We start from the raw sequence: 23,807 nt of genomic DNA, 5'->3' as shown, positions 1-23,807 counted from the left end.
GGCCCGTATTCTCTGTGACCATGCTCGACGACCGCCAGACCGCAGCACCGTGGCCGACCGCCTACCCACAGGGGTACGCGGTCGTCGACGTGGAGACCACCGGACTCGCACGGGACGACCGGATAGTGTCCGCCGCCGTCTACCGCCTGGACGCGCAGGGCAACGTCGAGGACCACTGGTACACCCTCGTCAACCCCGAGCGCGATCCCGGACCGGTCTGGATCCACGGGCTGACCAGCGATGTGCTGGAGGGTGCCCCGCTCTTCCCGGAGGTCGCCGCCCAGCTCTCCGAGCGGCTCGCGGACCGCGTCCTCGTCGCGCACAACGCGGCCTTCGACTGGTCGATGCTGGCCCGGGAGTACGCGCGGGCCTCGGTCGTCGCCCCCGTCGAGCAGCGGCTGTGCACCATCGCGCTCTCCAAGGAGCTGCGCCTTCCGCTGCCCAACCACAAGCTGGAGTCGCTGGCCGCGCACTTCGGCGTCGTGCAGCAGCGCGCCCACCACGCCCTGGACGACGCCCGGGTGCTGGCCGAGGCGTTCCGGCCGAGCCTGCACGCGGCGGCGCGGAGCGGGGTGCGGCTGCCGCTGCTGGAGTGCCGGCCGCTGACCGAGTGGTCGGACTCCCCGGTCACCCCGCGGATCGGCTACCAGCCCTCGTACGGTCAGAACAGCTGGCGCGCCTCGCGTAAGCGCCCGGCGTGCCCGTATCCGAACCCCGGGCGGTACGAGAAGGAGAAACCTCTCATGCAGGGCATGCGGGTGGCCTTCTCCGGGGACACCTCCGTCGACCGCGAGCTGCTGGAGGACCGGGCCGTGGAGGCGGGGCTGCATGTGGCGACCAGTGTGTCCCGGCTGACCAGTCTGCTGGTCACCAATGACCCGGACTCGGCGACGTCGAAGACGGTCAAGGCCAAGTCGTTCGGCACACCGATCCTGGACGAGAGCGCCTTCACCCACCTGCTGCGCGATGTGGCACCCGCGTCCGCCGCAGAGCCCCGGGCGGCCACGCCGTCATCGGAGTGAACCGGCACCGACTCGCCCGGCCGCCGCTCGCCCGCCACGCCCTCGCGTCCCACCCTGTGGCGCATGGCACGTTGTGAGGTTTGCGGAAACGACTACGGCATGTCCTTCGAGGTGCACGCGCAGGGCGCGGTGCATGTCTTCGACTGCTTCTCCTGCGCCATTCACCGCATGGCGCCCATCTGTGAGCACTGCCGGGTCCAGATCATCGGCCAGGGCGTCGAGGTCGACGGGCACTGGTTCTGCGGCGGTCACTGCGCCCGCGCCGAGGGGAAGGTGGGCATCATCGACAAAGTCTGAGCAGCGGCCGCCGGGCCCTCTTCCCCCACCCCTGCGCGATGCGCCCCACGACACAGTTGTACCGTCGTGGGGTGTACCGCTTCCTGTTGACCCGGCAGTGGCTGATCCTCGCCCTCCTCGCCCTCGTCCTGATTCCCACGATGGTCGAGCTGGGCTTCTGGCAGTTGCACCGGCATGAGCACAAGGTCGCGCAGAACTCCCTGATCTCCCGCAATCTCAAGGCGAAGCCGGTTCCGGTGGCCTCGCTCACCGCTCCGGGGCACACCGTCCCGCGCTCCGACTACTGGCGGACGGTGACGGCCACGGGCACGTACGACACCGCGCATCAGGTGGTCGTGCGCCGCAGGACCGCCACCGACGGCCGGATTGGTGTCCATGTGCTGGTTCCGTTCGACCTCAAGGGCGGCGGCACCGTCCTGGTCAACCGCGGCTGGGTGCCCTCCGCCGACAGCCAGCGCGCCTTCCCCTACGTACCGGCCGCGCCCAGGGGCGAAGTGACCCTCACCGGACGGCTCAAGGCCGACGAGACGACGAGTGCCAGCGGCATCAAGGACATCTCGGACCTGCCGGACCGCCAGGTGATGCTGATCAACAGCGCGCAGGAGGCCGAGCGGCTCTCCCGGCCGGTGCTCGGCGGCTACATCGAGCAGACCGCGCCCGAGTCCGTCGGGGACTCCCCGGAACTGATCGAGGCCCCGGACGACGGCTCGATCGGCCCGCACATGGCATACGCGGTCCAGTGGTGGCTCTTCGCCGCCGGGGTCCCGGTGGGATACGTGGTCCTGGCCCGCAGGGAGAAGCGCGACCGGGTGGCGGCCGCGGCCGAGGCCGCCGCCGGGGAGCAGCAGCCCTCCGAGCCCGAGAAGCCGGCACCCGCCACGGCCTGACGCCGTGTCCGCCGGATGCGGGCGGGTGCGTTCCGGCGGGTGACCCCCGCCGCCCGGGATTGCTTAACGAGGCCCAGGTTCGGGAACACGCCAGAACGTGACCCCACGCATCGAGGACTACGCCCTCATCGGCGATCTCCAGACAGCCGCCCTGGTCGGCAGAAACGGTTCTGTCGACTGGCTCTGCCTGCCCCGCTTCGACTCGGGCGCCTGTTTCGCCGCCCTGCTCGGCGACGAGGACAACGGCCACTGGCGGATCGCCCCGAAGGGTGCGGAGACCTGCACCCGACGCGGCTACGCGGGTGAGTCCCTCGTCCTGGAGACGTTCTGGGAGACCCGCACCGGCACGGTCAAGGTCACCGACTTCATGCCGCAGCGTGACCGGGAACCCGATGTCATGCGGATCGTCGAGGGTGTCAGCGGCACCGTCGAGATGGGCTCCGTGATCCGGCTGCGCTTCGACTTCGGCTCGGTGGTGCCGTGGGTGCGCCGCTCGCAGGGGCACCGGGTGGCGGTCGCGGGGCCGGACTCGGCCTGGCTGCGCAGCGAGCCGTCGGTCAAGACCTGGGGCCAGCAGTTCTCCACCTGCTCGTCCTTCACCGTCTCGGCGGGCGAGAAGGTGGCGTTCGTCCTGACCTGGCATCCCTCGCACTCCCCCCGCCCGGATCTGGTCGACCCGTACGAGGCGCTGGAGAGCACCCTGTCCGACTGGGCCCAGTGGTCCGCGCGGTGCAAGTACCGGGGCCCCTACCGGGAGGCGGTGATCCGCTCGCTGATCACGCTGAAGGCGCTGACCTTCGGCCCGACCGGCGGCATCGTGGCGGCGCCCACCACCTCGCTGCCGGAGGAGATCGGGGGCGTACGGAACTGGGACTACCGCTTCTGCTGGCTGCGGGACTCCACGCTGACCCTCGGCGCCCTCGTCTCGGCGGGCTATCTGGAGGAGGCCGCCGCCTGGCGGGACTGGCTGCTGCGGGCGGTCGCCGGGGACCCCGCCGACCTCCAGATCATGTACGGCCTCGCGGGCGAACGCAGACTGCCCGAGGCTGAGCTGCCGTGGCTGCGCGGGTACGAGAACTCCGCCCCGGTCCGGATCGGCAACGCCGCGGTCCGTCAGCGCCAGCTCGATGTCTACGGCGAGGTCATCGACTCGCTGCGGCTCGCCCGCGAGGCGGGTCTGGACGACAAGCCGCACGCCTGGAACCTCCAGCTCAGCCTGCTGGGCTTCCTGGAGTCCACCTGGCGCGAGCCGGACGAGGGGCTGTGGGAGATCCGCGGCCAGCGCCGTCACTTCGTGCACTCCAAGGTGATGGCCTGGGTCGCCGCCGACCGCGCCGTACGCACCCTGGAGAACAACCCCGCGCTGGCCGGTGACCCCGACCGGTGGCGGGCGATGCGGGACGCCGTGCACCGGGAGGTGTGCGAGAAGGGGTACGACCCGGAGCGGAACACCTTCACGCAGTCCTACGGCTCCCGGAACCTGGACGCCGCGACGCTGCTGATCGCCCGGACCGGTTTCCTGCCGCCGGACGATCCCCGGCTGATCGGAACGGTCGACGCGGTCCGGGCCGAGCTGGGCAGCGACTGCCTGGTCCGCCGCTACAGCACGGACGGTTCCTCGATCGACGGGCTGCCGGGCAGTGAAGGGGCCTTTCTGGCGTGCTCGTTCTGGCTGGCCGACGCCCTGATCCTGACCGGGCGTGCCGGGGAGGCCCGGAATCTCTTCGAACGGCTCCTGAAGCTCTGCAACGATGTGGGGCTGCTCGCCGAGGAGTACGACACCGTCGGCCGCCGCCAGCTGGGCAACTTCCCGCAGGCGTTCAGCCACATCGGCCTCGTGGGCACCGCCATGGCACTGGCCGGGGAGGACACGATGGAGCCCGACGCGGCAGGATAGGGGCCATGGATCTTGGACTGAAGGACCGTGTGTACATCGTCACCGGAGCGACCCGGGGGCTGGGCAACGCCACGGCACGGGTGCTCGCCGACGACGGCGCGAGGGTGATCGTCACCGGCCGGGACGGTGAGCGTGCCGAGGCGGCCGCCGCCGAACTGGGGCCGGGCGCGGTCGGCCTCGCCGCCGACAACGCCGACCCCGCGTCCGCGCAGCGGCTGGTGGACGCGGCGCACGAGCGGTTCGGACGGCTGGACGGCATTCTCATCAGCGTCGGCGGACCGGCTCCCGGTTTCGTCGCCGACAACACCGACGAGCAGTGGCAGTCGGCCTTCGAGTCGGTGTTCCTGGGCGCGGTACGTCTCGCCAGGGCGGCGGCGGCCGTGCTCGGCGAGGGCGGTGTCATCGGCTTCGTGCTCTCCGGCTCCGTGTACGAGCCGATCGCCGGGCTGACCATCTCGAACGGTCTCCGTCCCGGCCTGGCCGGTTTCGCCAAGTCCCTGGCCGACGAGCTCGGTCCCCGCGGCATCCGGGTGGTGGGCGTGCTGCCGGCCCGGATCGACACGGACCGGGCGCGTGAGCTGGACGCCCGCTCGGGCGACGCGGAGGCCTCCCGGGCGGCCCACGAGGCGCTGATCCCGCTGCGACGCTACGGCACGCCGGAGGAGTTCGGCCGGGCCGCGGCGTTCCTGCTCTCGCCCGCGGCGTCGTATCTGACCGGCATCATGCTGCCGGTCGACGGCGGCTCCCGGCACGGTTTCTGAACGGGGCCCCGCACCCGGTCGACGGCGGCTCCCGGCACGGCTTCCGAACCGGGGCCCCGCACCCGGTCGACAGCGGCTCCCAGCACGGTTCCTGAACGGAGCCCCGTCGCCGTTCGCCGGCCGGTCCTGCCCGGCGGCCGGGCGGGAGAGCCGTGGCAACCGCCCTCAGCTCACCCGCTCCGCACGGTGCTTGACCGCCCTCAGCCGCACCTCGGCCGGGAGTTCGGCCAGCCCCGCCGAATCCCGCGCATGGGCCAGCGCCTCGTCGGAGAGACGGCCGAGCGCCTCGTCCGGCGCCGCGTGCGGCTCCATCAGCAGACGGATCCTGGCCTGCGGCGAGCTGCGCCGCCCGGTCAGCGCGACCTGGGCGCGGGCCACCCCGTCCAGCGTCCCCGCCTCGTCGGCGAGCACCCCTTCCAGGGCCCGGCCCCGCAGCAGCGCACCCTCGCCGTCGCCGCTGTCCACCAGCACCTCGGCGAGGCGGGCGCGGCGCAGCTGGGCCAGCAGCCACCACAGGGCGAGGACGACCACGACGGCGAGGGCGGCGATGACCGTCGGCCACCACCAGCCCTGGTCGCGCCAGCGGTCCCGGTCGGCCTGGCTGAGGAGCACATCGCCCTTGCCGTACCAGGGCCACCAGGACGGCACGGCCAGGCCGAGCCCGGCGGCGAGCACCGCGCCGCCGCAGCAGATCAGCACCAGCCCGGCAAGGCCGAGCAGTACCCGGTTGACGGTCCTGAGCAACGGGCTCACCCCTTCTTCGCGGGCCTGCGGACATGCACGGACAGGCTCGGCGGCCGGGCGAGCCCCAGCTCCTTGATGCCGGTCCCGAGCACGGTGTCCAGATCGGCCCGTACGTCGTCGAGTTCTCGGAAGTGCGACACGGCGTGCACCACCGCCCGGCCCCGGCCCATCCGGACCCGTACCGACTGCACGCCGGACACCTCGACGGCCCGGTCGCGCAGGACCAGGGCGGCCGCGGACCGGTCGAGGGCGGCCCGTACACCGGGGCGGTCGCGGCGCATCGGCAGCAGGGCGCGGAGTCCGGGGGTGACGGCGAGCACGAGCAGCCACAGGCCGATCAGCACGGCGACCGCGGCGGCGCCGAGCAGCCAGGCACTCTCCAGCGGGCGCCGGGCGAGCTCGTCGGCCAGCGAGCGGCGCCATCGCATCGCGGGGCGGTCGGCCCGCACCGCCGCCACGTCGTAGAGCAGCAGACCGCTGCCGCCGAGGACCACGAGCGCGAGGACCGCCGCGGGGATGCGCCGGGCCGACCAGAAGCGGCCCGCCCTGCCGCCGTCCGCCCGCCGCGCGGGCACCGGGTCGTAGGCGGCGGACGAGGCCGACTGGTCGAGTTCGATGACATCTCCCCGCCCGGCCTCCTCGACGGGGCCGGTGACGGGCAGCCCTCCCGTACGGTGCTCCGGTTCCTGGGGTTCGGTCATCGGATCCTCCCCTGTGCCGCGATGCTCGCGCCCGTCGGATGCAGGCGCTCGACCTGTACGGCCACCTCGGGCACCTCCATCCCCGCCAACGCTTTTACCCGCTCGGCGACACGCCGACGCACCGCGCCGCACCGGCGGCCGATGTCGCAGGGGTATCCGAGCTCCAGGCTCACCCGTACCCGGGCGGTGTCCCGGTGCACCGTGACGGTGGCGCGCGGTGCGGCGCCCTCCGCCGCGGGCTCGTCGATCGCCTCCTTCGCCGCCTGCGCGGCGATCTTCGCGACCACCCGGTCGGCGATCCGGGTCTCCCCCCGCTCACCTGCGGCGACCCGGCCGTTCTCCCCCGACAACGCCGTCACCGCCGTCGGTCGCCGCGCTCGCGACTCCGGAAGAAGTCGCCGGGCTCCAGGTCGCCCTCCGCGAAGCGACCGGCGACGAAGCCGATCGCCCCCAGGGCGGCTACCAGCAGGAAGGCCCCGAAGCCGCCGAAGTACCCGGCGAATCCGAGCGCCATGCCGGCCACCATGCCGACCACAGCCATGCTCATCGTGCGCTCCTCAACTGCCTCGCGGACTGCCTGGCGCCAGAAGGACTACTGGAGACGTGGCTCGGGCTGGTCCTCGTCGTCTGCCTCGTCGGGCAGCTTCACATCGCTCACCGCGATGTTGACCTCGACGACTTCCAGGCCGGCCATCCGCTCCACCGCCGCGACCACGTTCTCCCGTACCTCACGGGCGACTTCGCCGATCGAGACGCCGTACTCGACGACGATCTCCAGGTCGAGCGCGGTCTGGGACTCCCCGACCTCCGCCTTCACCCCGCGCGTGACGGACTTGCCGCCGCCGGGCACCCGGTCGCGCACCGCTCCGAAGGTGCGCGAGAAGCCGCTGCCCATCGCGTGGACACCGACCACATCGCGGGCCGCCATTCCCGCGATCTTCTCGACCACGCCGTCGGCGATGGTCGTACGGCCACGGGTGGCGGCGGCGCCACCGCCGCGCTTGATGAGCGGACTCGATTCCTTGTCGGAGCCCTCGGGCCGGTTCCGCTGTGTGGTGTCGGTCATCGCCATGTTTCCCTTCGGGACAGATGGGACCTGGGGCCACTCGCTCGGGTCGTGCCGGGCCCGAGCCAAATGAAAGGCCCTCTTTGCTCACATTAGGTGCGCTTGCCCCGTCTCGCGCCGTGGATGCGGCAGGCTGGGGAAATGACGACTGCTGACGGCCCGCGCGAGGCCGACGGATGGACGGCGGCGGTACGGCAACGGCTCGGCCTCGGGCGGCTGCTACCACTGGGTGGTCCGGCGGACGGGGCCTGGATCGCGGAGCGGGCCGCGGTCGCGGTGCTGCGCGACGCGGTGGCAGAGGGGCCGGGGCCCGGCCCGGCGCTCGGGGAGCTGAGGATCTCGGTGGCCGATCCGGACACGGCGCCGGACGCGGAGGTGGCGCCACCGCCGAGTGCGCTGCCGCCGGGGCCGCTGCGGATCGAGGCGGCCATGGCGGCCGTGTCCGGCCGGCCGCTGCCCGTCGCGGCCGAGGCACTGCGTTCGGCGCTGCTGACGGCGGCCGCGCAACGGCTCGGTCTGGTGGTCGCCGCGGTGGACGTCCGGGTGACGGAACTGCTGGACGCGCCACCCGAACGACCGGCCCCCGCTCCGGTGGAGGTGCGCGCGGCAGCGGCGGAGGGGGTCGCGGGGACCGCGGCGGCGGGTGTGGCGGGTGTGGCGACGCTGACCCGGGTGCTGGGCCGTGCGGTGCACATGGGCCCGGACCACGTACGGGTCGAACTGGCGACGGACGCGGACCGCCGGGCGCTCGACGTGGCCCGTGCGGTGCGGAGCGCCGTGACGGCCGCGGTGGAGGGGCGCCCCCCGGTCGCGGTGCTGGTCACCGCGGTGGTGGAGCGGGGCTGAGCGTGGGGCGGGCTGAGCGTGGGGCGGGCCCCGGCCGGGCCCGCCCGCCGGACGCTCAGTCGGTGATGCCCGCCAGATCGCGCAGCCGACGGCCCTGCGCGGCGCGTTCGGCGACGCGCTGCTCCTCGTAACGACGGGAGACGGCACCGCTCAGCAGCGCCTTGGTCTCCACGACGGCGTCGCGCGGGGCGGCCAGCAGCGCACCGGCCAGATCGCGGGCCGCGGCGTCCAGCTCACCGGCGGGGACCACGAGATTGGCCAGACCGGTGCGCTCGGCCTCCTCGGCGTGCACGAAGCGGCCCGTGGCGCAGATTTCGAGCGCGCGGGCGTACCCCACCAGGTGCACCAGGGGGTGCGTGCCGGTGAGGTCGGGCACCAGACCGAGGCTGGTCTCGCGCATGGCGAACTGCACGTCCTCGGCGACGATCCGCAGATCGCAGGCGAGGGCGAGCTGGAAGCCGGCACCGATCGCATGCCCCTGGACCGCCGCGATCGACACGATGTCGTTGCGGCGCCACCAGGTGAACGCCTCCTGGTACTCGGCGATGGTCGCGTCGAGCTCGGCCTCCGGGCCGCGCGCCATGTCGAGGAAGGACGGCTCACCGTCGAACCCCTCGGGGGTGAACGCCTGTCGGTCGAGCCCCGCGGAGAAGGACTTGCCCTCGCCCCGGAGCACGACGACCCGCACGCTGCCGGGCAGTGCCCGTCCGGCCGCTGTCAACGCCCGCCACAGAGCGGGGGACTGAGCGTTGCGCTTGGCCGGATTGGTGAGGGTCACCGTGGCGACCGCGTCGTCGACGGTGAGTCGTACGCCGTCCTTGTCGAGCAATGGGTCGAGCGAGGTCATGGGGCGCCTCCGGATCGGTTCAGTCAGCACACACAGCTAAGTGACTGAACAGTAACCACCCGGTCGGCATCGCTGCCGGCCGGGTGGCCACCGTCGGAACCGTTGAGCCCCGGGCCGGACGACGCACCCCGGAGCCGTCAGGCCGTGGCGGCCTTCTTGCCCCGTGTCGCTCCGCCGCGTCCCCGCAGCGTCACTCCGGACTCACTGAGCATCCGGTGGACGAACCCATAGGAGCGGCCGGTCTCTTCGGCCAACGCCCGGATGCTCGCACCGGAGTCGTACTTCTTCTTCAGGTCTGCCGCGAGCTTGTCGCGCGCGGCGCCGGTAACCCGGCTGCCCTTCTTCAGAGTCTCGGCCACCCGTGCCTCCTCATGGGAAGTGCGCTCTGGACTCTCATGATCACCCCTCGGGGGCTTCCTGGCCACCCATTCGGCAAGGTCCGTGCAACCCGGTTCCCGGCCGGAGAAGGGGCGCACACGACCGGAATCCCGCATTCCGCAGGGCTGTGGCGGCCGGTGGGGCGGGGCCCCGGACGAAGCGGCAGGTCAGGGCCGTACGGGGAGCGCATCCCCCGTACGGGTGCGCCCGGCAGGTATCTGCCGGGCGCTGTGCGCGGGTACGAGAGGTACTCACACAGATGATGGATCACGCGTAGGCCGAATGATCCAGACGGAGTGGATCAGACGGACAGCGGGGCCGGATCAGGCCAGTGCGACCAGGTCCTGGTAGTCCGCGCCCCACAGGTCCTCGACACCGTCGGGCAGCAGGATGATGCGCTCGGGCTGGAGGGCCTCGACCGCTCCCTCGTCGTGCGTGACGAGGACGACGGCGCCCTTGTACGTGCGCAGCGCGCCGAGGATCTCCGCGCGGCTGGCCAGGTCGAGGTTGTTGGTCGGCTCGTCCAGCAGCAGCACATTGGCGGAGGAGACCACCAGGGTCGCCAGGGCGAGCCGGGTCTTCTCGCCGCCGGAGAGGACACCGGCGGGCTTGTCGACGTCGTCGCCGGAGAAGAGGAAGGAGCCCAGCGTCTTGCGGACCTCGACCAGGTCGAGGTCGGGCGCCGCGGAGCGCATGTTCTCCAGGACGGAGCGGTCCGGGTCGAGGGTCTCGTGCTCCTGGGCGTAGTAGCCGAGCTTGAGACCGTGGCCCTCGATCACCTTGCCGGTGTCGGGCTCCTCGGCGCCGCCGAGGAGCCGGAGCAGGGTGGTCTTGCCCGCGCCGTTGAGGCCGAGGATGACGACCCGGGAGCCCTTGTCGATGGCGAGGTCCACATCGGTGAAGATTTCCAGCGAGCCGTACGACTTGGACAGACCCTCCGCCATCAGCGGGGTCTTGCCGCACGGTGCGGGCTCGGGGAAGCGGAGCTTGGCCACCTTGTCGGAGACCCGGACGGCCTCCAGACCGGAGAGCAGCCGCTCGGCACGCTTGGCCATGTTCTGCGCGGCGACGGTCTTGGTGGCCTTCGCGCGCATCTTGTCGGCCTGCGAGTTGAGGGCCGCGGCCTTCTTCTCGGCGTTCTGCCGCTCGCGCTTACGGCGCTTCTCGTCGGCCTCGCGCTGCTGCTGGTAGAGCTTCCAGCCCATGTTGTAGATGTCGATCTGCGAGCGGTTGGCGTCGAGGTAGAAGACCTTGTTGACGACCGTCTCGACGAGCTCGGCATCGTGGGAGATCACGATGAAGCCGCCACGGTAGGTCTTGAGGTAGTCGCGCAGCCAGACGATCGAGTCGGCGTCGAGGTGGTTGGTCGGCTCGTCGAGCAGCAGGATGTCGGCGTCCGAGAAGAGGATGCGGGCCAGCTCGACGCGGCGGCGCTGACCGCCGGAGAGTGTATGGAGCGGCTGTCCGAGCACCCGGTCGGGCAGGCTGAGCGCGGCGGCGATGGTGGCGGCCTCGGCCTCGGCGGCGTACCCGCCCTTGGTGAGGAACTCCGTCTCCAGGCGCTCGTACTTCTTCATCGCCTTCTCGCGGGTGGCGCCCTTGCCGGTCGCCATCCGCTCCTCGTTCTCCCGCATCTTGCGCAGGATCTCGTCGAGGCCGCGGGCGGAGAGGATCCGGTCGCGGGCCAGCACGTCGAGGTCGCCGGTGCGGGGGTCCTGCGGGAGGTAGCCCACCTCGCCGGAGCGGGTGATGGTGCCGCCGACGGGGTTGCCCTCGCCCGCCAGGCACTTGGTGAGCGTGGTCTTGCCCGCTCCGTTGCGGCCGACGAGGCCGATGCGGTCGCCCTTGGCGACACGGAAGGAGGCGGACTCGATGAGAATGCGGGCGCCGGCACGCAGCTCGATGCCGGAAGCGGTGATCACGGTAAAACTCCAGGGCGGTTTGGACGGCTGACGGGACGAGGGCGGAGGTGTCTCGACGCCGCTAATGCACAAGGAGAATTGCCATACGGGTCATTCTACTGGCGGTGCGCAACTGCTTTTCCGCGTACGCCCGCGGCACCGGCCGGGCGGTCGCCCGGCGTCGCCGCCCCACTCCCCCGCGCGACCAGAAAGGGCATCACCGAGTGAACTGCCCGATACTCGGCGGAGGCGGTGAGGCCGGAGCGGAAGGTGGTGCCATGCAGTTCGACGACGACGCCGACCTGGACACGTCCGAGGTCCAGGACGTGCGCGGCAGCCGGATCCCGGGCGGCAGGGCCACCGTGGGCGGCGGCATCGTCGGCATCATCGCGCTGATCCTGGGGCTGCTCTTCGGTGTCGGCCCCGATCAGCTCGGCCTGTCGTCCGGCGGCCCGGACACGTCGCCGACCGCGTCTACGGCGGCCCAGGTGGAGCAGACCTGCCGGACCGGGCGGGACGCGAACACCAGGGACGACTGCCGGATCGTGGCGGTGGTCAACAGCGTGCAGGACTACTGGAAGCAGGAGTTCCAGCGGCGCCGGGGCACGTACACACCCGCGCGCACGGTCCTGTTCAGCGACCGGATCGGCACCGCGTGCGGCTCCGCCACCTCGGCGGTCGGGCCGTTCTACTGTCCGGGCGACCGGCAGGTCTACCTGGACCTCGGGTTCTTCGACGAGCTGCGGACGGAGTTCGGCTCCAGCGGCGGACCGTTCGCCCAGGCCTATGTCGTCGCCCATGAGTACGGACACCATGTGCAGGACCTGATGGGGACGCTGGGCCGGTCGCAGGACGGCCGGACCGGCGCGAACAGCAACTCGGTCCGGGTGGAGCTCCAGGCGGACTGCTACGCCGGGGTCTGGGCGCATCACGCGACGACCACGCCCGACGAGTCGACCGGGCGGCCGCTGGTCACCTCGCTGACCCAGGCGGACATCCGGGAGGGCCTCGACGCGGCGGCCGCGGTCGGTGACGACCGGATCCAGGAGAAGTTCCAGGGCCGGGTCACGCCGGAGTCCTGGACGCACGGCTCGGCCGCGCAGCGCCGGCAGTGGTTCACCACCGGCTTCCGCAGCGGCGACATGGCCCACTGCGACACCTTCCGCTGAGCCCCGGCCCGACCCCGGGGCCGTGCCGGGCCGTTGTCAGTGGCCGATGGAAGACTGAGACGCAGATCACAGAAGCGGGTCACGGGAGTACGAGAAGAGGTGAGCGCCATGGCAGGCGCACCGGTCGGCGTTCCGACGATCTACCCGACGATTCTGTACGACGACGCGAAGGCCGCGATCAGGACACTGACGGAGGGCCTCGGCTTCACCGAGGAAGCGGTGTACGAGGGCGAGGGCGGCCAGGTGCTCCATGCCGAGCTGTCCTGCGGCAACGGCAGGGTGATGCTGGGCTCCAAGGGCCGCGAGGGCGTCTTCGCCGAGGCGATGCGGGGAGCGGGTCCCGCCGGTGTCTACGTCGTGGTCGACGAGGTCGACGCCCACCATGCCAGAGCCGTGGAGCACGGGGTGGAGATCCTGATGCCGCCCACCGATCAGGACTACGGCTCGCGCGACTACATGGCGCGGGACGCCGAGGGCAATGTGTGGGCCTTCGGTACGTACGCGCCGGGGTCGGCGGGCTGACGGCCGGACGGACCCGGGGCCGGGCCCGTCCGGTGCGGGGTGTCAGGCGCCGCCGGTGTGCACCTGGAACGCGGCCCGGCGCACCGCCTTGGCCAGCGCGGGGTCCGGGTGCGCGGCGGCCAGGGCCACCAGCACCTGGACGGTGCGCGGGTGGCCGACGGCCCGTACCTCGTCCAGCAGGGCCGGCACCGTGCCCTGGACGGCCGAGTCGAGATGGCGGACCAGCAGCCCGGTCTCGCCGTGGTCGGCGACGGCCGCCGCGGTGTCGACCCAGAGCCAGGTGGACTCCTCCCGGCTGAGGACGTCCTGGGCGTCCTCGGGGTCGGCTCCGTCGTACTCGGCCAGCCAGAGCAGTGCGTAGGGGCGCAGCGAGGGGTCGGTGACGACGGCGCGGACCTCGGGTTCGGCGGGGGCGCCGACGACCCGGAGCGCCTCGAAGGCGAGCCCCCGCAGGAGCGCGTCCTCGCCGCGGGCGACGGCGAGCAGTTCGGCGACGGCGCTGCCGACCGTGCGGGCGGCCAGCCAGGCCCGGTATTCGTCGCGGGCCGGGCCGGGGGTGAGCCGGGCGCAGCCGAGCAGCATGTCGGCGGCGGACTGCTCGATGTTCCCGGCCGGGCTCTGGGCGGCCACGCAGATCTGTTCCAGCTTGACCCAGACCGCCCAGTTGCCGAGCGGGGTGAGGGTGGCGTGACCGGCGCCGAGGGTGAGTGCGCCGACGGCGGCCAGCCCCTCCAGGGCCCAGTCCAGCAGCAGCGCCACCAGGGCGGCGGAGTGCGTGGCGGGAGCGGGTTCGGCGGGTGCGGGCACCGGCTCGGGGCCGTAGGGGACTTCGCAGCGCTCCTCGCGGAGTTCCGCGACGCGCTGGCCGAGCAGGTCCAGCAGGGCGGGCACGGTGACCGGGCCCGCCGAGAGCTGGAGGAGGGAGAGGACCTGCGGCACGGCCTCGACGGCCTCGGCGACCGCGGTGGACTCGATGTCCGCGGGCGCCGGGTGGACGAGCGACCAGGCGTCGAAGAGCGCCACCCAGCCGCGGAGCACGGCGGAGTCGTCCCGGTCCCAGGCGCGCAGCCGCCAGCCGGGGCGCGCGGTGTCGCCGTGCAGTTCGACGAGGCCGGCGAGCCTGGCCCGGTCCCAGCCGGAGCGCACCTGGGCCGGGGACAATTCCAGAGCTGTCGCGGCCCGTTGGAGCGCCTGGGCGGCGAGCGGTGGTGCGCCGGGGATCGCGCCGTCGGCTGCCCAGCGGGCGATCCGTACGGCGTCGGCGAGGGCCGTCCTGGCCTGCCGGGCCAGTTCCGACCGGGGAGGGGTGCCCTCCGGGGGGCGGGGGGCCGGCCTGGTGCGCCGGGTGGTCACGGCCTTGCGAGCGGTGGCAAGGGGTCGCGGGCGGACAATTCGCAGCCTGGAGTCGCGCGGGTTACGGGACGTCACGGGGAGCAGTCTTGCTCCTGACGGCCCGAAAGCCCAAACGGAACCCGAATTCCCGGTGCAGGGGGCGGTGGGAGGGGCCCCGGACCAATCGGCCGATCCCTCCCATCAGGTCACATCAGAGGCGTCAGGAAGCGGCGCAGGGTCTCTTCGTAGTGGGCCGGGTCGGCGTTCCACATCGCCGCATGCGGAGCCTGCGGGACGGGGTGCAGGGCGATCAGGTCCGGACGGGCGGCGGCGAGGTCGCGGGACGGCTGCCAGGGGGCGAGCCTGTCGTCGGGGCCGTGGAAGATCAGGGTCGGGACGTGCAGGGCCGACGCGAGGGAGCCGTCCAGCAGCCGGGCGCCGTGCAGTCCGGTCTGCCCCTCGGCGGCGCGGACGGCGAGCGGCAGCAGGGCGGCCGGGACGCCGCGGGCGACGGCCAGGGCACGCAGCGTGGCGGCCCAGTCCAGCACCGGGGAGTCGAGGACGAGACCGCTGATCCGGTCGCGCAGCGCGGAGTTGACGGCCGCGTGCAGCGCCATCGAGGCGCCGGTGGACCAGCCGTGCAGGACGACCTTCGTGGCCCCGTACCGCACGGCGAAGCGGATCGCGGCGTCCAGGTCGCGCCATTCGGATTCGCCGAGATGGGCGAGGCCGTCGGGGGAGCGCGGGGCTCCGGCGTCGCCGCGGTAGGCCAGGTCGAGCACGGGCAGGCGCAGGTCGTGCAGGAACCTCATGACGTTCATGGGGTGTTCCCTGGTGGTGCCGAGGCCGTGCACGGTGATGACCCAGGTGTCGCGGGGGCCGGGCAGGAACCAGGCGGGCAGGGCGCCGAGCTCGCCGGGGATCTCGACCTCCCGGTGGTCGAGGCCGAGGGCCGAGGAGGGGTCGCCGCTGTGCAGTTGCGGGGTGACGCGGACCTTGGCGCCGGTCTCCAGGATGCCGCGGTCGACGCGTACCAGTCTGCGGACGACGGTGTCGGGGGCGTGGTGGGCGTGTTCGATCACCGGGCCGACCACGGCATGGACGTCCTTGCCCACCAGTCCGTACATACCGGGCCGCAGGGCGGTGAAGGAGCGGGTCAGGGTGACCTGCCCGGCCGCCGTGGCGTGCACGGTGAGTCTGCGGTCGGCGGGGAGCGGTCGTCCGGACGGCGCCCGGAGGGCGGCGTCGCTGGCGTACCGGCCGGCCGCGACCGCTGCCGCACCGACGCCGAGGATCGTGGTGACGGCTGCTGCCGTAACTGTTGCCGGGCGCACCGCTTCAGTGTCGTAGGGGGTGCGGGACCCTGCCAGCGGACGGGGGCCGGCCGGGTCAGCCCGGCTGCCCGTATCCCTTGAGCGCCTCCCCCACATCGTGCAGCTGCTGCGGCGAGAGCAGGTTCGGGGTGTGGCCGGGGACGGAGCTCGCGGTGAGCCAGAGGCGGCAGAGCCATTCCAGCTGGGCGGTCCGGTCGTACGCCTGGTCCAGGGTGGTTCCGTAGGTGACGGTCCCGTGGTTCTGGAGCAGACAGCCCGTGCGGTCCCGCAGGGCGGTGAGCATGTTCTCGGCCAGTTCGCCGGTGCCGTAGCGCGCGTAGGCGGCGACGCGGACGGGGCCGCCGAGCATGGCGGCGGCGTAGTGGATCGACGGGACCTCGGCGACCAGGGTGGAGACGGCCGTGGCGTGCACCGCGTGGGTGTGCACGACGGCGGCCGCGTCGGTGTTCCGGTAGACGGCGAGGTGGAGCGGGAGTTCGCTGGTGGGGGCCAGTTCGCCGAGTACGCGGTTGCCCTCCGGATCGACGCCGACGGCGTCCTCGGGGCCCAGCCGGTCGTAGGGCACTCCGCTCGGTGTGACCAGGATCGTGTCGCCGACCCGTGCCGACACGTTTCCCGAGGTCCCGACGACGAGGCCCTCGGCCGCCGTCCGCCGGGCGGTGGCGACGACGCCGTCCCAGGCGCGTCCGATCGCGTCCCGCTGCTGCTCGCTCATGTGCCGATCCTGTCAGCCGCGGCGGCGGACGGGTATGGGGTCGGACACAGCCGCGCACCGCGGGAAAGCCGGGCCACGCCTGCCCCGGAGGCAAGCGGAATGCTCCGGCTCCGCTTGGGAACACCCCAGCGCCCTGCCCAGTTCATCTTCCGTTCACCCAGGTTGCCTACGGTCCACTTGCCAATGACGTCGAACGATTGCCTGGGTAAATGGAACACATCACGCTGCTCCTCGCGATTGTGATCGTGACAGCTCTAGTGTTCGATTTCACGAACGGTTTCCACGACACCGCGAACGCGATGGCGACGACCATCTCGACCGGTGCACTCAGACCGAAGACAGCGGTGGCCATGTCCGCCGTTCTCAATCTCGTCGGCGCGTTCCTGTCGGTGGAGGTCGCCAAGACGATCTCCGGCGGGATCATCAACGAGGACGGGCTGCGGACAGAGGTCATCTTCGCGGCACTCGTCGGCGCCATTCTGTGGAATCTGCTGACCTGGCTGGTCGGACTGCCGTCCAGCTCCTCGCACGCCCTGTTCGGCGGCCTGATCGGCGCGGCCGTGATGTCGGCGGGCTGGTCGTCCGTCAACGGCGGCACCGTCGTCACCAAGGTGCTGCTCCCCGCGGTCGCCGCCCCGATCGTCGCCGGTCTGGCCGCGCTGCTGGCCACCAGGCTGACGTACCGGATCGGCGGGAAGGTCCGCAACGACGCCCAGGAGAAGGCCACCGCCAAGGGGTACCGGGCCGGCCAGATCGCCTCGGCCGGACTGGTCTCGCTCGCCCACGGCACCAACGACGCGCAGAAGACCATGGGCATCATCACCCTGGCCCTGGTCACCGGCGGCGTCCTGCACCCGGGCGCCAACCCGCCGGTCTGGGTCATCGTCGCCGCCGGTACGGCCATCGCGCTCGGCACCTACCTGGGCGGCTGGCGCATCATCCGCACCATGGGCAGCGGCCTCACCGACCTCAGGCCGCCGCAGGGCTTCGCCGCCCAGACCAGCGCGGCCACCGTCATCCTGGCCTCCTCGCACCTCGGCTTCTCCCTCTCCACCACCCAGTCCTGCTCCGGCGCCGTGATGGGCGCGGGCCTCGGCCGCCAGGGCGGTGTGGTCCGCTGGTCCACCGCCACCCGGATGTTCGTCGCCTGGGGTCTGACCCTGCCGGCCGCCGGTCTGGTCGGCGCGGGCGCGGAGCTCCTCACCAAGCAGGGCACCTGGGGTGTCGTCGTCGTCGCGGTGCTGCTGGTCGCGGGCTCCGGTGCGATCTGGCTGGTGTCGCGGCGCAAGCCGGTCGGCCACGACGACGTCGCGCCTGCGGACGTCGACGCCGAGCCCGCGGGCGTCGTCACCACCGCCATCGCCGCCGTCAGCCCGCCGCCCACCGCGGCCCAGGCCACGGCCCAGAACCTCATGACCACCATTCCGGCCCCGGCCGGAACCACCCAGGACCCGGCGCGACCCGCCACCGTCTGAACCGGCCGTCCAAAGGATTCAGCATGAACATCGACTGGGCAGCCCTCGGCTCCGTATTCGGCGTCTCCCTCGTGGTCACCGTCGCGCTGGTGGGCCTCTTCACCCTGGGCATCGTCGGCCTCTCCAAGCAGCCGGAACCGGCGGCGCAGGGCGGCTCCGGCTCCTCGCTGCTGCTGGCCCGCGCCGGCGCGTACGTCTGCTTCGCGCTGTGCGCGGCGGCCGTCGCGTACGGCATCTATCTGATCGTCGCCTGAACCGCTCCCGCGCACCTTCCCCGTCGGGCCGGACACCACATGTGTCCGGCCCGATGTGGGTATCAGCACACTGCGCCGTCGCAGGTCAACGGCAGGTTGACGGGCGTTCGCGGGGCGTGGTGGACTGCCGGAGCCAATTACGGCGACAGCAGAGGAAGCCGGTGCGAATCCGGCGCGGTCCCGCCACTGTCACCGGGGAGCGGTCCCCCACACCGGAAGTCACGGCACGCGCGAGCGGGCTGGAAGGCCGGGGGAACCGCGGATCCGGGAGCCAGGAGACTCTCGTCGCCGGTCACGTCGAACCAGGGCGCGGACCCTGAGTGAGGACATATCGCCATGCCTGGCCGCCCTGCGTCCGCTGTTTCGGCGCTCTCGTCGAGAGCCGTCTGTACGAAGGTCCGCCGAGGCGCGACGGCCGGCTGAACCGTGCGAGCCGACCGCATCTTCGCGTACGGCGCCACGGCCGGTCTGATCGGCGATCTGCTGCTCGGTGACCCCCGCAGGGGCCACCCGGTCGCCGCCTTCGGGCGGGCCGCGGCGGGTGTCGAGCGCCGGCTGTGGCGCGACCACCGCGGCTGGGGCGCGCTGCACACGCTCGTCTGCGCCGGAGGCGCCGCGGGTGGCGCCGCGCTGCTCACCCGTGCCGTCCGCCACAGCCCCGCCGCCTCCGTGGCCCTGACCGCCGCCGCCACCTGGTCCGTCGTCGGCGGCACGTCCCTGGGGCGCGAGGCACGGGCCATCGGCGACGCCCTGGCCGCCGGTGACCTGGGCCTGGCCCGCGAGCGGCTGCCGCATCTGTGCGGGCGCGACCCGCAGTCCCTGGACGGGCCGCAGATCGCCCGCGCCGTGGTGGAGTCCGTGGCGGAGAACACCTCGGACGCCGTGGTCGGCGCCCTGGTGTGGGGCGCGCTGGCCGGGGTCCCCGGGCTGGCCGGCTTCCGGGCCGCCAACACCCTCGACGCCATGGTCGGCCACAGGTCCCCCCGCCACCTGCGCTACGGCTGGGCCTCGGCCCGCCTCGACGACCTCGCGGGGTGGCCCGGCGCCCGGCTCACGGCCCTGCTCGCGGTGGCCGCGGGGGGACGGCCGGGCGGTGCGCTCCGCGCCTGGCGGGCCGATGCCGCCAAGCACCCGAGCCCCAACGCGGGCCCGGTGGAGGCCTCGTTCGCGGGTGCGCTCGGCGTACGGCTCGGCGGCACCCTCGCGTACGGCGGCCGGGTCGAGCACCGCCCGGTGCTCAACGGGGAGACGGGCCGGGCGGTGGAGACCGCCGACATCGAGCGCGCGGTACGGCTGTCGCGCCGGGTGGGCGCGCTGGCCCTCGGTGTCTGCGTGGCGGGACGGCTCGGCGCGGCCCTCGCCGCACGACGGATCGCGGGGCGCCGCACGGCAGGGCCCCGCATCGCAGGACGGAGAAGCACATGAGCGGCGGACTACTGGTCGCCGGAACCACTTCCGACGCGGGCAAGAGCGTCGTCACGGCAGGCATCTGCCGCTGGCTCGTGCGCCGGGGCGTGAAGGTGGCGCCCTTCAAGGCGCAGAACATGTCGCTGAACTCGTTCGTCACCCGCGAGGGCGCCGAGATCGGGCGCGCCCAGGCCATGCAGGCCCAGGCCGCCCGCGTCGAGCCGACCGCGCTGATGAACCCGGTCCTGCTCAAGCCCGGCGGCGACCGCTCCAGCCAGGTCGTCCTGATGGGGAAGCCGGTCGGCGAGATGAGCGCGCGCGGCTACCACGGAGGCAGGCAGGAAGCGCTGTTCTCCACGGTCGTGGACTGCCTGGAGCAGCTGCGGAGCACGTACGACGCGGTGATCTGCGAGGGGGCGGGCAGCCCGGCGGAGATCAATCTGCGGCGCACGGACATCGTGAACATGGGCGTGGCACGGGCGGCGCGCTTCCCGGTGGTGGTGGTCGGCGACATCGACCGCGGTGGCGTCTTCGCCTCGTTCTTCGGCACGACGGCGCTGCTCGCCGCGGAGGACCAGTCACTGATCGCCGGCTATCTGGTCAACAAGTTCCGCGGCGACGTGTCGCTGCTGGAGCCGGGCCTGGAGATGCTGCGGGACCTCACCGGGCGGCCGACGTACGGGGTGCTGCCCTTCGCCCACGGCCTCGGCATCGACGAGGAGGACGGTCTGCGGGTCTCGTTGCGCGGAACCGTGCGCGAATCGGCCGTCGCGCCGCCGCACGGCGAGGACGTGCTGCGCGTCGCGGTGTGCGCGGTGCCGCTGATGTCGAACTTCACCGATGTGGACGCGCTGGCCGCCGAGCCCGGCGTCGTGGTCAGGTTCGTGGACCGCGCCGAGGAACTGTCCGACGCCGACCTCGTCGTCGTGCCCGGCACCCGGGGCACGGTCAAGGCGCTGGCCTGGCTGCGCGAGCGGGGTCTCGCCGACGCCCTGGCACGGCGCGCGGCCGAGGGCCGGCCGGTCCTCGGCATCTGCGGCGGCTACCAGGTCCTCGGCGAGCACATCGAGGACGAGGTCGAGTCGCGGGCCGGGCGGGTCGAGGGCCTCGGCCTGCTCCCCGTACGCATCCGCTTCGACCGCGAGAAGACCCTGGCCCGGCCCGTCGGGGAGGCGCTCGGCGCGCCGGTCGAGGGGTACGAGATCCACCACGGCGTGGCGGACGTGTTCGGCGGAGAGGCGTTCGTCTCCGATGACCGGGGACACGGCCTCGACGGCTGCCGGGTCGGTGCCGTGTGGGGCACCCACTGGCACGGTGCGCTGGAGAGCGACGCGTTCCGCCGCCGCTTCCTGGCCGAGGTCGCGCGGGCCGCCGGCCGGCGCTTCGTCCCCGCCCCCGACACCGCGTTCGCGGCGCTGCGCGAGGAGCAGCTCGACCGCCTCGGCGATCTCGTCGAAGAACACGCGGACACCGACGCGTTGCTGCGGCTCATAGAGTCGGGCGCGCCGCCGGGGCTCCCCTTCATCGCGCCGGGAGCCCCCGCGGTCCCGGGAAGCCGCCGATGACCCCGGGCCCCGGCCGGGGCCGCCTCGTTCATGCCCATTCATCCGCAGGAAGGATCGCCCAGTGAGCACGCATTTCCCGTTCACCGCCGTCGTCGGGCAGCAGGACCTGCAACTCGCCCTGCTGCTCAACTCCGTCGCACCGAACATCGGTGGCGTGCTCGTACGGGGGGAGAAGGGCACCGCGAAGAGCACCGCCGTGCGTGCGCTCTCGGCGCTGCTGCCGGAGGTGGCCGTCGTCGCCGGGTGCCGTTTCTCCTGCGCCCCCGCGTCGCCGGACCCGGAGTGTCCGGACGGCCCGCACGAGGCCGGGACCGGCGTGTCGCGGGACGCCCGGATGGTGGAGCTGCCCGTCGGCGCGTCCGAGGACCGGCTCGTCGGAGCGCTCGACATCGAGCGGGCGCTCGCGGACGGCGTGAAGGCCTTCGAGCCGGGCCTGCTGGCCGACGCGCATCGCGGGATCCTCTACGTCGACGAGGTCAATCTGCTCCACGACCACCTCGTGGACCTGCTGCTGGACGCGGCCGCGATGGGCGCCTCGTACGTCGAGCGCGAGGGCGTCTCCGTGCGGCACGCGGCGCGCTTCCTGCTCGTCGGGACGATGAACCCCGAAGAGGGCGAGCTGCGGCCGCAGTTGCTCGACCGGTTCGGGCTGACCGTCGAGGTCGCCGCGTCCCGGGAGACCGATCAGCGGGTCGAGGTCGTGCGGCGGCGTCTCGCCTTCGACGACGACCCCGCGGCCTTCGCCGCCGGGTGGGCCGACGAGGAGGACGCGCTGCGGGCGAGGATCGTCGCCGCGCGTGCGCTGCTGCCCGACGTGCGGCTCGGGGACGCGGCGTTGCGGCAGATCGCGGCGACCTGTGCGGCCTTCGAGGTCGACGGGATGCGCGCGGACATCGTGATGGCGCGGACCGCCGCCGCGCTGGCCGCCTGGGCGGGGCGTACGGAGGTGCTCGCCGAGGACGTACGGCAGGCGGCTCTGCTCGCGCTCCCCCACCGGCGCCGGCGCAACCCGTTCGACGCGCCGGGCCTCGACGAGGACAAGCTCGACGACACGCTGGAGCAGAACGGCGGCGAGGACGAGGACCCGGACCCGGACGGCCCCGGTGGCGGCGGCCGCCCCCCGCGGGGCGACGGCCCCGACACACCGCCCCGGCCCGAGGGCGAGTCCGGCGACACGCCCGCGCCGTCCGTGCCCGAACAGGGGCAGGGGCAGGAACAAGGGCAGGGGCAGCCTTCCGGGGGCGGTGAGCAGCAGCCGGTACGCGCCACCGAGCCCTTTCGCACGAAGATGCTGAGCGTTCCCGGGCTGGGCGAGGGCGCGGCGGGGCGGCGGTCCCGGGCGCGTACCGAGCACGGGCGTACGACCGGCGCGCGGCGTCCGCAGGGCGCCCTGACCAAACTGCATCTGGCTGCGACGGTTCAGGCCGCCGCGCCGCACCAGCGGGCGCGGGGGCGGTCGGGGCGCGGGCTGGTGGTCCGGCGGGACGATCTGCGGCAGGCGACGCGGGAGGGACGCGAGGGGAATCTCGTGCTCTTCGTGGTGGACGCCTCCGGGTCGATGGCCGCCCGGCAGCGGATGGCCGCCGTGAAGGGTGCGGTCCTCTCTCTGCTGCTGGACGCGTACCAGCGGCGCGACAAGGTCGGGCTGATCACCTTCCGGGGCAAGGACGCCGAGGTGGCGCTGCCGCCGACATCGTCGGTGGACGCCGCGGCGGCACGGCTTGAGCTGCTGCCGACCGGGGGGCGCACCCCCGTCGCGGCCGGGCTGCTGAAGGCCCATGAGGTGCTGCGGGTGGAGCGGCTGCGTGATCCGTCGCGGCGGCCGCTGCTGGTCGTGGTGACCGACGGGCGGGCGACCGGGGGACCCGATCCGGTGGCGCTGGCGACCCGGGCGGCGCGGCTGCACGAGGCGGAGGGCATCGCGTCCGTCGTCGTGGACTGCGAGTCGGGGCCGGTGCGGCTCGGTCTCGCGGGCGGCCTCGCGCGCGATCTCGGGGGCAGTGCCGTCACGCTCGACGAGCTGCGGGCCGACTCGATCGCCGGGCTCGTCAAGGACGTTCAGGTAACCAACAGGAGGGCCGCGTAATGCCTCAGGGACAGCCGACCACCGTGCCCGACGACGGGCTCACCACCCGGCAGCGCCGCAACCGCCCGCTGCTGATGGTGCACACCGGCATCGGCAAGGGGAAGTCGACGGCGGCCTTCGGGCTCGCGCTGCGCGCCTGGAATCAGGGGTGGCCCATCGGCGTCTTCCAGTTCGTCAAGTCGGCGAAGTGGAAGGTCGGCGAGGAGAACGCGCTGAAGGTCCTCGGCGCGAGCGGCGAGGGCGGGTCCGTCGTCTGGAACAAGATGGGCGAGGGCTGGTCGTGGGTGCAGCGCGACGGCCAGATGGACAACGAGGAGGCGGCGCGCGAGGGCTGGGAGCAGGTCAAGCGCGACCTGGCCGCCGAGACGTACCGGCTGTACGTCCTCGACGAGTTCGCGTACCCGATGCACTGGGGATGGGTCGACACCGACGAGGTGATCGAGGTGCTGCGCGACCGTCCCGGTACGCAGCACGTGGTCATCACCGGGCGCAACGCGCCGCAGAAGCTGCTGGACGCCGCCGACCTGGTGACCGAGATGTCCAAGGTCAAGCACCCGATGGACGCCGGTCAGAAGGGCCAGCGGGGCATCGAATGGTGAGG

Annotated in this window: 25 protein-coding genes and 1 riboswitch; of the genes, 14 read left to right on the top strand and 11 right to left on the bottom strand. The window is 73.0% G+C overall.

Features of this window, described 5'->3' with window-relative positions; all coding sequences use genetic code 11:
- The first annotated feature begins 14 nt into the window (after positions 1 to 14).
- The 5 genes from GA0115234_RS05750 to GA0115234_RS05730 all read left to right on the top strand — a co-directional run bounded on the left by GA0115234_RS05750 (position 15) and on the right by GA0115234_RS05730 (position 4,864).
- A complete protein-coding gene (locus tag GA0115234_RS05750; RefSeq protein ID WP_093539752.1) occupies positions 15 to 1,022 on the top strand; it encodes a DEDDh family exonuclease in 1,008 nt (335 codons plus the stop codon).
- Positions 1,023 to 1,085: 63 nt separating this feature from the next.
- The gene (locus GA0115234_RS05745) at positions 1,086 to 1,319 is read left to right on the top strand and encodes a hypothetical protein (RefSeq protein WP_072482991.1); all 234 of its coding nucleotides are present in this window, start codon (positions 1,086 to 1,088) and stop codon (positions 1,317 to 1,319) included.
- 71 nt (positions 1,320 to 1,390) lie between these two features.
- Positions 1,391 to 2,206, top strand: coding sequence for an SURF1 family cytochrome oxidase biogenesis protein (locus GA0115234_RS05740; RefSeq protein ID WP_093539751.1), 816 nt, complete (start codon positions 1,391 to 1,393; stop codon positions 2,204 to 2,206).
- Positions 2,207 to 2,303: 97 nt separating this feature from the next.
- The gene (locus tag GA0115234_RS05735) at positions 2,304 to 4,103 is read left to right on the top strand and encodes a glycoside hydrolase family 15 protein (protein ID WP_093539750.1); all 1,800 of its coding nucleotides are present in this window, start codon (positions 2,304 to 2,306) and stop codon (positions 4,101 to 4,103) included.
- A 5-nt stretch (positions 4,104 to 4,108) separates the two neighbouring features.
- Complete coding sequence (locus tag GA0115234_RS05730) at positions 4,109 to 4,864, top strand: SDR family oxidoreductase (RefSeq protein ID WP_093539749.1); 756 nt, start codon at positions 4,109 to 4,111, stop codon at positions 4,862 to 4,864.
- Between the two features lie 165 nt (positions 4,865 to 5,029).
- Here GA0115234_RS05730 and amaP read toward each other — a convergent pair whose 3' ends face one another.
- From amaP to GA0115234_RS05705, 5 genes are read right to left on the bottom strand one after another with little or no spacing between them, the layout of a single operon-like run.
- Positions 5,030 to 5,608, bottom strand: a complete 579-nt coding sequence (gene amaP / locus GA0115234_RS05725) for an alkaline shock response membrane anchor protein AmaP (protein ID WP_202553416.1) — start codon at positions 5,606 to 5,608, stop codon at positions 5,030 to 5,032.
- Positions 5,609 to 5,613: 5 nt separating this feature from the next.
- Complete coding sequence (locus GA0115234_RS05720) at positions 5,614 to 6,309, bottom strand: DUF6286 domain-containing protein (protein WP_093539747.1); 696 nt, start codon at positions 6,307 to 6,309, stop codon at positions 5,614 to 5,616.
- Entirely contained in the window at positions 6,306 to 6,668 is a 363-nt protein-coding gene (locus tag GA0115234_RS05715; RefSeq protein ID WP_093539746.1) for an Asp23/Gls24 family envelope stress response protein, read from the bottom strand. Before GA0115234_RS05715 ends, GA0115234_RS05720 begins: the two co-directional genes overlap by 4 nt.
- A complete protein-coding gene (locus GA0115234_RS05710; protein ID WP_093539745.1) occupies positions 6,665 to 6,856 on the bottom strand; it encodes a hypothetical protein in 192 nt (63 codons plus the stop codon). The genes GA0115234_RS05715 and GA0115234_RS05710 overlap by 4 nt, the downstream gene beginning before the upstream one ends.
- Before the next feature lie 45 nt (positions 6,857 to 6,901).
- Positions 6,902 to 7,375 carry an Asp23/Gls24 family envelope stress response protein gene (locus tag GA0115234_RS05705; RefSeq protein ID WP_093539744.1) on the bottom strand — a complete coding sequence of 158 codons (474 nt, stop codon included), beginning with the start codon at positions 7,373 to 7,375 and terminating at the stop codon, positions 6,902 to 6,904.
- A 141-nt stretch (positions 7,376 to 7,516) separates the two neighbouring features.
- On the opposite strand from GA0115234_RS05705, the gene GA0115234_RS05700 reads away from it, so the two are divergent.
- Positions 7,517 to 8,221, top strand: a complete 705-nt coding sequence (locus tag GA0115234_RS05700; protein WP_093539743.1) for a hypothetical protein — start codon at positions 7,517 to 7,519, stop codon at positions 8,219 to 8,221.
- Positions 8,222 to 8,276: 55 nt separating this feature from the next.
- Here GA0115234_RS05700 and GA0115234_RS05695 read toward each other — a convergent pair whose 3' ends face one another.
- From GA0115234_RS05695 to GA0115234_RS05685, 3 genes are all read right to left on the bottom strand, one after another.
- Positions 8,277 to 9,068 (bottom strand): enoyl-CoA hydratase/isomerase family protein, encoded by a 792-nt coding sequence (locus GA0115234_RS05695; protein WP_093539742.1) that lies wholly within the window; start codon positions 9,066 to 9,068, stop codon positions 8,277 to 8,279.
- 137 nt (positions 9,069 to 9,205) lie between these two features.
- Positions 9,206 to 9,427, bottom strand: a complete 222-nt coding sequence (locus GA0115234_RS05690; protein ID WP_018518904.1) for a helix-turn-helix domain-containing protein — start codon at positions 9,425 to 9,427, stop codon at positions 9,206 to 9,208.
- Between the two features lie 342 nt (positions 9,428 to 9,769).
- The gene (locus GA0115234_RS05685) at positions 9,770 to 11,368 is read right to left on the bottom strand and encodes an ABC-F family ATP-binding cassette domain-containing protein (RefSeq protein WP_093539741.1); all 1,599 of its coding nucleotides are present in this window, start codon (positions 11,366 to 11,368) and stop codon (positions 9,770 to 9,772) included.
- A 257-nt stretch (positions 11,369 to 11,625) separates the two neighbouring features.
- On the opposite strand from GA0115234_RS05685, the gene GA0115234_RS05680 reads away from it, so the two are divergent.
- Positions 11,626 to 12,516: a KPN_02809 family neutral zinc metallopeptidase gene (locus GA0115234_RS05680; RefSeq protein ID WP_093539740.1), complete on the top strand. Its 891-nt coding sequence runs from the start codon at positions 11,626 to 11,628 to the stop codon at positions 12,514 to 12,516.
- 108 nt (positions 12,517 to 12,624) lie between these two features.
- Positions 12,625 to 13,038 (top strand): VOC family protein, encoded by a 414-nt coding sequence (locus GA0115234_RS05675; RefSeq protein WP_093539739.1) that lies wholly within the window; start codon positions 12,625 to 12,627, stop codon positions 13,036 to 13,038.
- A 42-nt stretch (positions 13,039 to 13,080) separates the two neighbouring features.
- Here the strand turns inward: GA0115234_RS05675 and GA0115234_RS05670 are convergent, their stop codons facing one another.
- From GA0115234_RS05670 to GA0115234_RS05660, 3 genes are all read right to left on the bottom strand, one after another.
- The gene (locus GA0115234_RS05670) at positions 13,081 to 14,391 is read right to left on the bottom strand and encodes a hypothetical protein (protein ID WP_093539738.1); all 1,311 of its coding nucleotides are present in this window, start codon (positions 14,389 to 14,391) and stop codon (positions 13,081 to 13,083) included.
- Positions 14,392 to 14,576: 185 nt separating this feature from the next.
- A complete protein-coding gene (locus GA0115234_RS05665) occupies positions 14,577 to 15,704 on the bottom strand; it encodes an alpha/beta hydrolase (RefSeq protein WP_093539737.1) in 1,128 nt (375 codons plus the stop codon).
- A 55-nt stretch (positions 15,705 to 15,759) separates the two neighbouring features.
- Entirely contained in the window at positions 15,760 to 16,419 is a 660-nt protein-coding gene (locus GA0115234_RS05660; protein ID WP_093539736.1) for a class II aldolase/adducin family protein, read from the bottom strand.
- Positions 16,420 to 16,628: 209 nt separating this feature from the next.
- On the opposite strand from GA0115234_RS05660, the gene GA0115234_RS05655 reads away from it, so the two are divergent.
- The 6 genes from GA0115234_RS05655 to cobO all read left to right on the top strand — a co-directional run bounded on the left by GA0115234_RS05655 (position 16,629) and on the right by cobO (position 23,805).
- Positions 16,629 to 17,894, top strand: coding sequence for an inorganic phosphate transporter (locus GA0115234_RS05655; protein WP_093539735.1), 1,266 nt, complete (start codon positions 16,629 to 16,631; stop codon positions 17,892 to 17,894).
- A gap of 23 nt (positions 17,895 to 17,917) precedes the next feature.
- Positions 17,918 to 18,148, top strand: a complete 231-nt coding sequence (locus GA0115234_RS05650) for a hypothetical protein (protein WP_093539734.1) — start codon at positions 17,918 to 17,920, stop codon at positions 18,146 to 18,148.
- Positions 18,149 to 18,298: 150 nt separating this feature from the next.
- Positions 18,299 to 18,430: riboswitch (cobalamin riboswitch) on the top strand.
- A gap of 144 nt (positions 18,431 to 18,574) precedes the next feature.
- On the top strand, positions 18,575 to 19,573 hold the full coding sequence (locus GA0115234_RS05645; protein ID WP_093539733.1) for a cobalamin biosynthesis protein: 999 nt from the start codon (positions 18,575 to 18,577) through the stop codon (positions 19,571 to 19,573).
- Positions 19,570 to 21,120 (top strand): cobyric acid synthase, encoded by a 1,551-nt coding sequence (locus GA0115234_RS05640; protein WP_093539732.1) that lies wholly within the window; start codon positions 19,570 to 19,572, stop codon positions 21,118 to 21,120. Before GA0115234_RS05645 ends, GA0115234_RS05640 begins: the two co-directional genes overlap by 4 nt.
- 61 nt (positions 21,121 to 21,181) lie before the next feature.
- Positions 21,182 to 23,206 carry a putative cobaltochelatase gene (locus tag GA0115234_RS05635; protein WP_093539731.1) on the top strand — a complete coding sequence of 675 codons (2,025 nt, stop codon included), beginning with the start codon at positions 21,182 to 21,184 and terminating at the stop codon, positions 23,204 to 23,206.
- The gene (gene cobO, locus GA0115234_RS05630; protein ID WP_093539730.1) at positions 23,206 to 23,805 is read left to right on the top strand and encodes a cob(I)yrinic acid a,c-diamide adenosyltransferase; all 600 of its coding nucleotides are present in this window, start codon (positions 23,206 to 23,208) and stop codon (positions 23,803 to 23,805) included. Before GA0115234_RS05635 ends, cobO begins: the two co-directional genes overlap by 1 nt.
- Positions 23,806 to 23,807: the final 2 nt, after the last annotated feature.

This window comes from Streptomyces sp. DvalAA-43 (assembly GCF_900091725.1).
GTDB lineage: Bacteria > Actinomycetota > Actinomycetes > Streptomycetales > Streptomycetaceae > Streptomyces > Streptomyces pulveraceus.
The sequence above is the reverse complement of the archived record's forward strand: the minus strand, read 5'-3'. Positions and strand labels throughout refer to the sequence as shown.

Bases quoted from the DNA above. Each gene is read 5' to 3' on its own strand.
- GA0115234_RS05745 (WP_072482991.1), top strand. From the start codon at position 1,086: ATGGCACGTTGTGAGGTTTGCGGAAACGACTACGGCATGTCCTTCGAG.
- GA0115234_RS05730 (WP_093539749.1), top strand. From the start codon at position 4,109: ATGGATCTTGGACTGAAGGACCGTGTGTACATCGTCACCGGAGCGACC.
- GA0115234_RS05720 (WP_093539747.1), bottom strand. From the start codon at position 6,309: ATGACCGAACCCCAGGAACCGGAGCACCGTACGGGAGGGCTGCCCGTC.
- GA0115234_RS05710 (WP_093539745.1), bottom strand. From the start codon at position 6,856: ATGAGCATGGCTGTGGTCGGCATGGTGGCCGGCATGGCGCTCGGATTC.
- GA0115234_RS05705 (WP_093539744.1), bottom strand. From the start codon at position 7,375: ATGACCGACACCACACAGCGGAACCGGCCCGAGGGCTCCGACAAGGAA.
- GA0115234_RS05700 (WP_093539743.1), top strand. From the start codon at position 7,517: ATGACGACTGCTGACGGCCCGCGCGAGGCCGACGGATGGACGGCGGCG.
- GA0115234_RS05695 (WP_093539742.1), bottom strand. From the start codon at position 9,068: ATGACCTCGCTCGACCCATTGCTCGACAAGGACGGCGTACGACTCACC.
- GA0115234_RS05680 (WP_093539740.1), top strand. From the start codon at position 11,626: ATGCAGTTCGACGACGACGCCGACCTGGACACGTCCGAGGTCCAGGAC.
- GA0115234_RS05675 (WP_093539739.1), top strand. From the start codon at position 12,625: ATGGCAGGCGCACCGGTCGGCGTTCCGACGATCTACCCGACGATTCTG.
- GA0115234_RS05660 (WP_093539736.1), bottom strand. From the start codon at position 16,419: ATGAGCGAGCAGCAGCGGGACGCGATCGGACGCGCCTGGGACGGCGTC.
- GA0115234_RS05655 (WP_093539735.1), top strand. From the start codon at position 16,629: ATGGAACACATCACGCTGCTCCTCGCGATTGTGATCGTGACAGCTCTA.
- GA0115234_RS05650 (WP_093539734.1), top strand. From the start codon at position 17,918: ATGAACATCGACTGGGCAGCCCTCGGCTCCGTATTCGGCGTCTCCCTC.
- GA0115234_RS05640 (WP_093539732.1), top strand. From the start codon at position 19,570: ATGAGCGGCGGACTACTGGTCGCCGGAACCACTTCCGACGCGGGCAAG.
- cobO (WP_093539730.1), top strand. From the start codon at position 23,206: ATGCCTCAGGGACAGCCGACCACCGTGCCCGACGACGGGCTCACCACC.